The sequence below is a fragment of the Caballeronia sp. INML3B genome (assembly GCF_023631305.1).
Classification (GTDB): domain Bacteria; phylum Pseudomonadota; class Gammaproteobacteria; order Burkholderiales; family Burkholderiaceae; genus Caballeronia; species Caballeronia turbans.
This window is the reverse complement of sequence record NZ_JALQDI010000082.1, coordinates 1-6,946: the sequence shown is the minus strand read 5'-3', so window position 1 is coordinate 6,946 and position 6,946 is coordinate 1. Positions and strand designations below refer to the sequence as shown.

Here is a 6,946-nt window from a genome sequence, read left to right as displayed (position 1 = left end):
ACCGATGGCAGCGTAACTCCAGCAAAACCGTCTCCGAAATTCCCGGTGCGCTTCACGTGTTGATTGCCTATAGTTAGTCAACACGTCTTTCGATGGTGGCCCATGAAGCGATTTATTGAAAGCGCGGCACGAGATCAAGTCGCACTGCTACCTGAGTGTCTCGACGACTACGTCGATGCTGATAACACCGTACGAGTGGTGGACGTCTTTGTCGACGAGCTTGATCTAGTAGGTCTTGGCTTCGAGCGGGCCACGCCCTCCTTGGTGGGCAGGCCGGCATATCACCCATCGACCTTGCTCAAGCTTTACATCTACGGATACTTGAATCGAATTCAATCGAGTCGCCGTCTCGAACGGGAAGCACGACGGAATCTCGAATTGATCTGGCTGACAGGCCGGCTGACACCGGATTTCAAGACCATCGCTGACTTTCGGAAGGACAACGGCGTTGCGATTCGCAAAGTTTGCCGCGAGTTTGTGTTGCTTTGCCGCCGGTTGAAACTATTCGCAGACGCTACCGTCGCGATCGACGGCAGCAAATTTAAAGCCGTCAACAACCGTGACAAGAACTTCACTGACCGCAAGCTTCAGGCTCGAATGGAGCAACTTGAACAAAGCATTGCCCGCTATATGGATGAACTAGACCGGGCCGATCGAGAGCCGACGAGCTTGCCGGATGAACGCATCCCCCATTTGAAAGAGAAGATCGAGAGTCTCAAGGCGCAAGTGCAGAAGCTCGGCGAGATTGAAGTGCGAATGCGCGCGGCGCCCGATGGCCAAATCTCGCTAACGGATCCGGACGCTCGCTCAATGGCTACCAGTGGGCGCGGCACGGGAATGGTCGGCTATAACGTACAAACGGCTGTAGACCTTAAGAACCACATGATCGTTGCACATGACGTCGTCAGCATTGGACATGATCGAACGCAGTTGGCGAGAATGGCAGAGATGGCGCGAGACGCAATCGGCAAAAAGAAATTGACGGCGCTTGCCGATCGGGGCTACTACAAGAGCTATGAGATTCTGCGCTGCGAAAAGCAAGGGATCAAGACGCTAGTTCCCAAACCGCTGACATCGAACAGCAAAGCAGAGGGCCGTTTCGACAAGAGAGATTTTGTTTACATTGAGGCTGAAGATGCGTACCGGTGCCCGGCAGGAGAAAAAGCGATTTGGCGCTTCAAGACGGTCGAGGCAGGATTGACAATTCACAAGTATTGGCCGTCAGCATGTCCAAGTTGCAAACTCAAGCCGCAATGCACTCCGAGCCCCTATCGAAGGATAGCGAGATGGGAACATGAGAAGGTACTTGAGGACATGCAGCGTCGCCTTGATAAGAATCCAAATACTGCAAGACTGCGACGACAGACGGTCGAACACCCATTCGGTACGCTCAAGTTCTGGATGGGATCCGCGCACTTCTTGATGAAGACCCTCCCGCGCGTGCGAACCGAGATGAGCCTTCACGTCTTAGCGTACAACCTGAAGCGAGCAATCAGTATTCTAGGCGCGTCGTCGTTGATCGAAGCGATGAAGATATGAAAGCAAGCGGCGAGTCGCCTTGATCGAAAGCGAGGCGGAATTTTCTTTGGCGACCGCACCTATCCGACCGCTCGTCGATTGACCAGGTCCGTCCGTCTGCCTCGCCGAGATGCCTCACTTGTTTTCGCACAGCCTCGACCCAAAGCGGTCACCGGGCCCGCAGACTTCGAATGGCCGCTTCGCGCCGAGGAGCAGGGGTAGCCGCCCCCGATCCCCCTCTTCGCCTCCACCTTGTCGACCGAAGCTGTCGATGAATGCAGCGCCTACATCCAACGGCGGCTATACGTGCAAATTTTGTAATAAGCCCTTAATTCCTGTGAAGAATCGCCGTTAATCACCTGACAGCCGCCAGGGACGTTCGGTCGGTGGTTTCTTTCAATCCCCGTCACCGGATCGCGCCCGCTTCGTGCAGCGAGTACTGGAATAGGACGGAGTCAGCGTCCCCGAATGGGGACAGTCGAAAAAAGTGGAGCAACTGAATCATGCAGATCAGAAACCTCAAAATCGGAGTTCGCCTCGGCTGCGCGTTCGGCGTAGTCGTTGCGCTTATGATCGGCACCGCGGCACTGGGAATCGCGCATCTTGAATCGAGCAACGAAAAGATGGACAGCGTCGTCAGCGAACATTATTCGCTGATCGCGCTGAGCAACACCATCAAGACTAATGGCTACAAGGCCAATGGCATCTTGAGCAAGCTCTTGCTCGCCTCCTCGGAGGATCAGGCAAAGCGCTTTATGGACGAATACGTGGCGATCCGTACCGCCAATGCACACGCGTATGCGAAGCTTGAAAAACTCCTGTCGAGCGATGACGGCAAGGCGCTTTTTAAGGAACAGATCGGCGCGCGTACGGTTTATGGCGCTAGCGTCCGTAAATTCTTTGATCTCGTCAAAGGCAACCAGCAGCAGGACGCGCGCGAGCTGTATCTCGGCGATCTCGCCCGCCAACAGGACGACTACTACCTGCTGGTCGACAAGATGGTCGACTATCAGGCCGCGCTGATGCAGGCAGCCGCGACAAAGGCCGCCGAAGACGGCCGCGATGCGCGCATCCAGATGGTGCTGCTCTCGCTTGCCGCGATACTCGCGGCGATCGGCACCGGCATCGTCATCACACGCAGCATTACGAGGCCTATCCGTCAAGCGGTCAACCTCGCCGAAGCGGTCGCGGACGGCGACCTGACGCATCGCATCGACGTCGCGTCGAGGGATGAAATCGGCAGACTGCAGGGCGCGCTCAAGCGAATGATCGAGAACCTGCACGGCATTGTGGGTAATGTGCGCACGGCGACGCAAACGATTACGCACGCGTCACAGGAAGTCGCAAGCGGCAACATGGACCTCTCGAGCCGTACCGAGCAGCAGGCCAGCGCCCTTGAACAGACGGCGGCCGCGATGGACGAACTTACCTCCACCGTGAAGCAAAACGCCGACAACGCGCTGGAAGCCAACCGCGTCGCATCGGATGCCTCCGTGATTGCCGGCAGAGGCGGGGAAGCCGTGAACCGCGTCGTCGATACGATGGGCGCCATCAACGCTTCATCGCGCGAGATCGTGAACATCATCACGGTGATCGAGGGCATCGCTTTCCAGACGAACATACTCGCGCTTAATGCTGCTGTCGAAGCGGCGCGGGCCGGTGAACACGGACGCGGCTTCGCCGTCGTCGCGAGCGAAGTCCGAAGCCTCGCCCAGCGAAGCGCGGTGGCTGCCAAGGAAATCAAGACGCTTATCGACAACTCCGTCGGTCTCGCGGATACGGGCAGCCAGACCGTCGAGGAAGCAGGCCAAACCATTCGTGAAGTGCTCAGCAGCATTTCGCGCGTCACGAGCATCGTCGGTGAAATGAGTATATCGAGCCGCGAGCAGAGCGACGGCATCGGGCAGATCAATCAGGCCGTCACGCAAATGGATCAGGTTACGCAGGAGAACGCCGCGCTCGTCGAAGAAAGCGCAGCCGCCGCGCAGTCGTTGCGCGATCAAGCCGCTGAACTGACACAACTGGTCGCCTCCTTCAAGCTCGACGCCGCCGAGGCGCCGAAGCTCGCACGAGAAGTGAGCCAAGCGGACGCGGCGCCCACCATGCCGATGCTCGCAACCAGCTGATCGCCATACGGCGCCGTCGCGAACGGCGCACTCGCTGAAGGTTCTTGCAGGATGGACGGAGACACGGGGCCGGACCAGCATTCCGGCCCTGCAAAAACAGTTGACCGGCAGCGCGGAACCAGACGCTCGCCGAGCCGACTCGCGGTCTGTCGACCGAGCTTCTCCTCTGATCTCGCCCGGATTGCGTCTCGATCGGGCGCGGGGAGAACGGCGAATCCGAATAACCGTTATCCGACACCCAGCCCATACCATGTACCAAGACCCTATCGACGAAGCTCCGGTTCACGAAACCGCCGCCGACCGCTCAAAGAATGTTGACGCCGCAGCGCAGGCAGTGGCGGCCCTGATCGACGCTTACCGCAACCATGGCCATCTCATGGCGACGCTGGACCCGCTTGGACTCTCCGCGCCGGGACACGCGCCGGCGTTGTCGCCGCTCCATCACGGACTCGACGCATCGCAGACGATCGCCGTTCACAACGCATCCTTCGCATCGGCGGCGACGGTCGGCGAGCTTGAGGAACAGCTCAAGCGCGCTTACTGCGGTGCGCTGGCGCTCGACTGCAGCGGCGTGCGCCATGAGTCGCGCCGTGCATGGCTGTTCCAGCGGATGGAGTGCGATCGCGCTCTCCCCCCGCCCACGCAGCAACAGCGCGAGGCGCTGCTGCGGCGTCTTCTCGACGCCGAAATGTGGGAGCGGCTCGTCGCGGCACGCCACGAAGATGCGAAGCGCTTCTCGTTGGAGGGGTGCGAGAGCTTGGTACCGCTTCTCGACACGCTGATCGCAAGCGCGGCAAGCGACCGCACGCAACAGTTGTTTCTCGGTATGCCGCATCGCGGACGGGTGAATACGCTTGTCACCGTGATGGGGTTCTCCGCTGTGGGAATGATCGATCGTCTCGATCCTGACTCGGATCTCCCGGTCGTTCAAACGGACCTGCCGTACCACTTGGGCGGTGAGGTCGTAAAGCGCACGCCGAACGGCGACGTCCTCGTGTTTCTGGCGCACAACCCATCGCATTTGCAAAGCGTTCATCCTGTCGTCAGCGGCATGGCTCGTGCATGGCAGGATGACCATCCAGGCGAGGATTGTCTGACCGTCGCAGTTCATGGCGACGCCGCGTTCGCCGGCCAGGGCGTCGTCATGGAAACGCTGAATATGACGCGCAAGGACGGCTATGATTTGCGCGGCACCGTCCATGTCATCCTGAACAACCAGATCGGCTTCACCACCCCGAACAGGATGGATGCAAGCGACCACGCTTACTGTACCGATATCGCGCGCATGATCGACGCACCGGTCGTCCGCGTCAACGCGGATCATCCGGAAGAAGTCGTCCGTGCAGCGCGGCTGGCGTATGACTATCGCAAGGAGCACGGGGCGGATATTGTGATCGACCTGATCGGTTATCGCCGCCTCGGGCATTCGGAGCACGATGTTCCCGCAGTCACGCAACCGCTGTTGCAGATGGCGATCGACATGCATCCGACCGTGACGGAGCTGTACTACATCGCCACCGGTGGCGGCACCGCGCTTCCCGCCTTGCGCGACGATGCGCTGCGCAGGCTCGGATCGAACACCGCCGTTGCGGACGCACCTGCGCCTGAAAGTGGCGAGACGAACGGCGAGCCGACCGTTCGGCCCGGCGCGCAACTGTCGTTGAGCCGGCTGCGGGCGCTCACTGCCGCGATCACGCGTGTGCCGGAGAACTTGTCGCTGCATCCGATCGTTTCTACGATGCTCGCGAAGTGGCAAGACACCGTCGCGGACGAGAACCGTCCGGCCGACTGGCGCTTCGCCGAGAACATGGCGTATGCCTCCTTGCTCGAAGCCGGGCATGACATCCGGCTATCGGGTCTCGACGTGGGGCGCGGCACGTTCATGCATCGCCACGCCGTCTGGCATGCGCAGGATGCGCACGACGAGGCGGGCCACCGGCATGTGCCGCTTAGCGGCATCGCCGGGAAGCAGGGACGGTTCGACATCGTGAACTCTCCGCTGACCGAAGAGGCCGTGCTTGGATTCGAGTACGGCTACAGTGTGCAAACGAAGGCTACGATGACTGTCTGGGAAGCGCAGTACGGCGATTTCGTCAACGGCGCGCAGGTTTTCATCGATCAGTACATCGCGGCCGGCGAGTTCAAATGGGGTTATGAGTCGGCGCTCGCCGTATTGCTGCCGCATGGTCATGAGGGCGTCGGTCCGGAGCATTCGAGCGGCTATCTCGGCCGCTTCCTGCAGCTTTGCGCGGACGAAAACATGCGGATCGTCGTGCCTTCGACCTCGGCGCAATGGTTCCATCTGCTTCGCCAGCACGCGATGGCCGAACGCCGGAGGCCGCTCATCGTCATGTCTCCGAAGTCGAAGCTTTACGGCAACGTGGCGTCACATGCGCCGCTGCGAGAGATGACCGCTGGCGCATTTCAATGCGTGCTGGACGACGAACGCATCGCAGACTCAAGTGCCGTTGAACGCGTCGTGCTATGCAGCGGAAAGTTCTACTACGAATTGCGCGATGCTCGCGACGCTTCCCGGGACGAATCGACGGCGATCATCCGCATCGAACAGCTCTATCCGTTCCCGCAAAACCAGCTTCGGCGCGTGCTCGCCCGGTTCATCAACTTGCGCAGCATCGCGTGGGCGCAGGAGGAGGACCGCAATCAGGGCGCATGGCGATTCGTTCGCGACGAACTGGAGACCGTGCTCCCCGCCAATTGCGTCTTGCGCGATGTATGCCGCACCGCGACGCCAGCCGGCGCGCATTCTTCGGTCGCGGCGCATCGTCCGGAACAGGCGCGGCTGGTCGCGGCCGCATTGACGGCGGCTACACTGTAGTCGGAGAAGATCGTCGCTCGCAACCGTGCACCGCGTCCGGCGATGACCCCTCGTGATCGAGCGGGTGCCTTAGCTACCGAGCCGAATGTCCGATTCCCGGCTCGCAAGCGACGATCAAATTAGACTTCGGACCTCTCCAGAACGTCTCTTCAGGGCCGAGAGCGCCAGCTCGATAAATCTTCTACAGAGCTGACGTTTGGGTCGCCCATGTCAGCTTTTCGGTGGCGAGTCGGAAAGCGAACAAACGGTTAAGAACCGTCGTTGAAAGGATAAAATGCGAGGGTCTGTCATAAGGCTGCCAGCAGTCTTACGAACCAACGCCCTGAGTGCCCACTATCCTCGAATCCGGCCTCAAGACCAATGATTGGCCATCTCGTCGTCGAGCGCGAGTACATATGCCTGGATTGCGATTGAAGCGCACCGGGAATTTCGGAGACGGTTTTGCTGGAGTTACGCTGCCATCGGC

General features: G+C 59.9%; 3 protein-coding genes. All 3 read left to right on the top strand.

Translation table 11 applies throughout. From position 1 onward, the window contains the following. Positions 1-102: 102 nt before the first annotated feature. Complete coding sequence (locus NCS58_RS33315) at positions 103-1,539, top strand: IS1182 family transposase (protein WP_250478499.1); 1,437 nt, start codon at positions 103-105, stop codon at positions 1,537-1,539. A gap of 482 nt (positions 1,540-2,021) precedes the next feature. Beyond that, on the top strand, positions 2,022-3,644 hold the full coding sequence (locus tag NCS58_RS33310; protein ID WP_061121996.1) for a methyl-accepting chemotaxis protein: 1,623 nt from the start codon (positions 2,022-2,024) through the stop codon (positions 3,642-3,644). A gap of 250 nt (positions 3,645-3,894) precedes the next feature. Then, positions 3,895-6,480, top strand: a complete 2,586-nt coding sequence (locus tag NCS58_RS33305; RefSeq protein ID WP_250478498.1) for a 2-oxoglutarate dehydrogenase E1 component — start codon at positions 3,895-3,897, stop codon at positions 6,478-6,480. Positions 6,481-6,946: the final 466 nt, after the last annotated feature.

Bases quoted from the DNA above. Each gene is read 5' to 3' on its own strand.
- NCS58_RS33315 (WP_250478499.1), top strand. From the start codon at position 103: ATGAAGCGATTTATTGAAAGCGCGGCACGAGATCAAGTCGCACTGCTA.
- NCS58_RS33310 (WP_061121996.1), top strand. From the start codon at position 2,022: ATGCAGATCAGAAACCTCAAAATCGGAGTTCGCCTCGGCTGCGCGTTC.
- NCS58_RS33305 (WP_250478498.1), top strand. From the start codon at position 3,895: ATGTACCAAGACCCTATCGACGAAGCTCCGGTTCACGAAACCGCCGCC.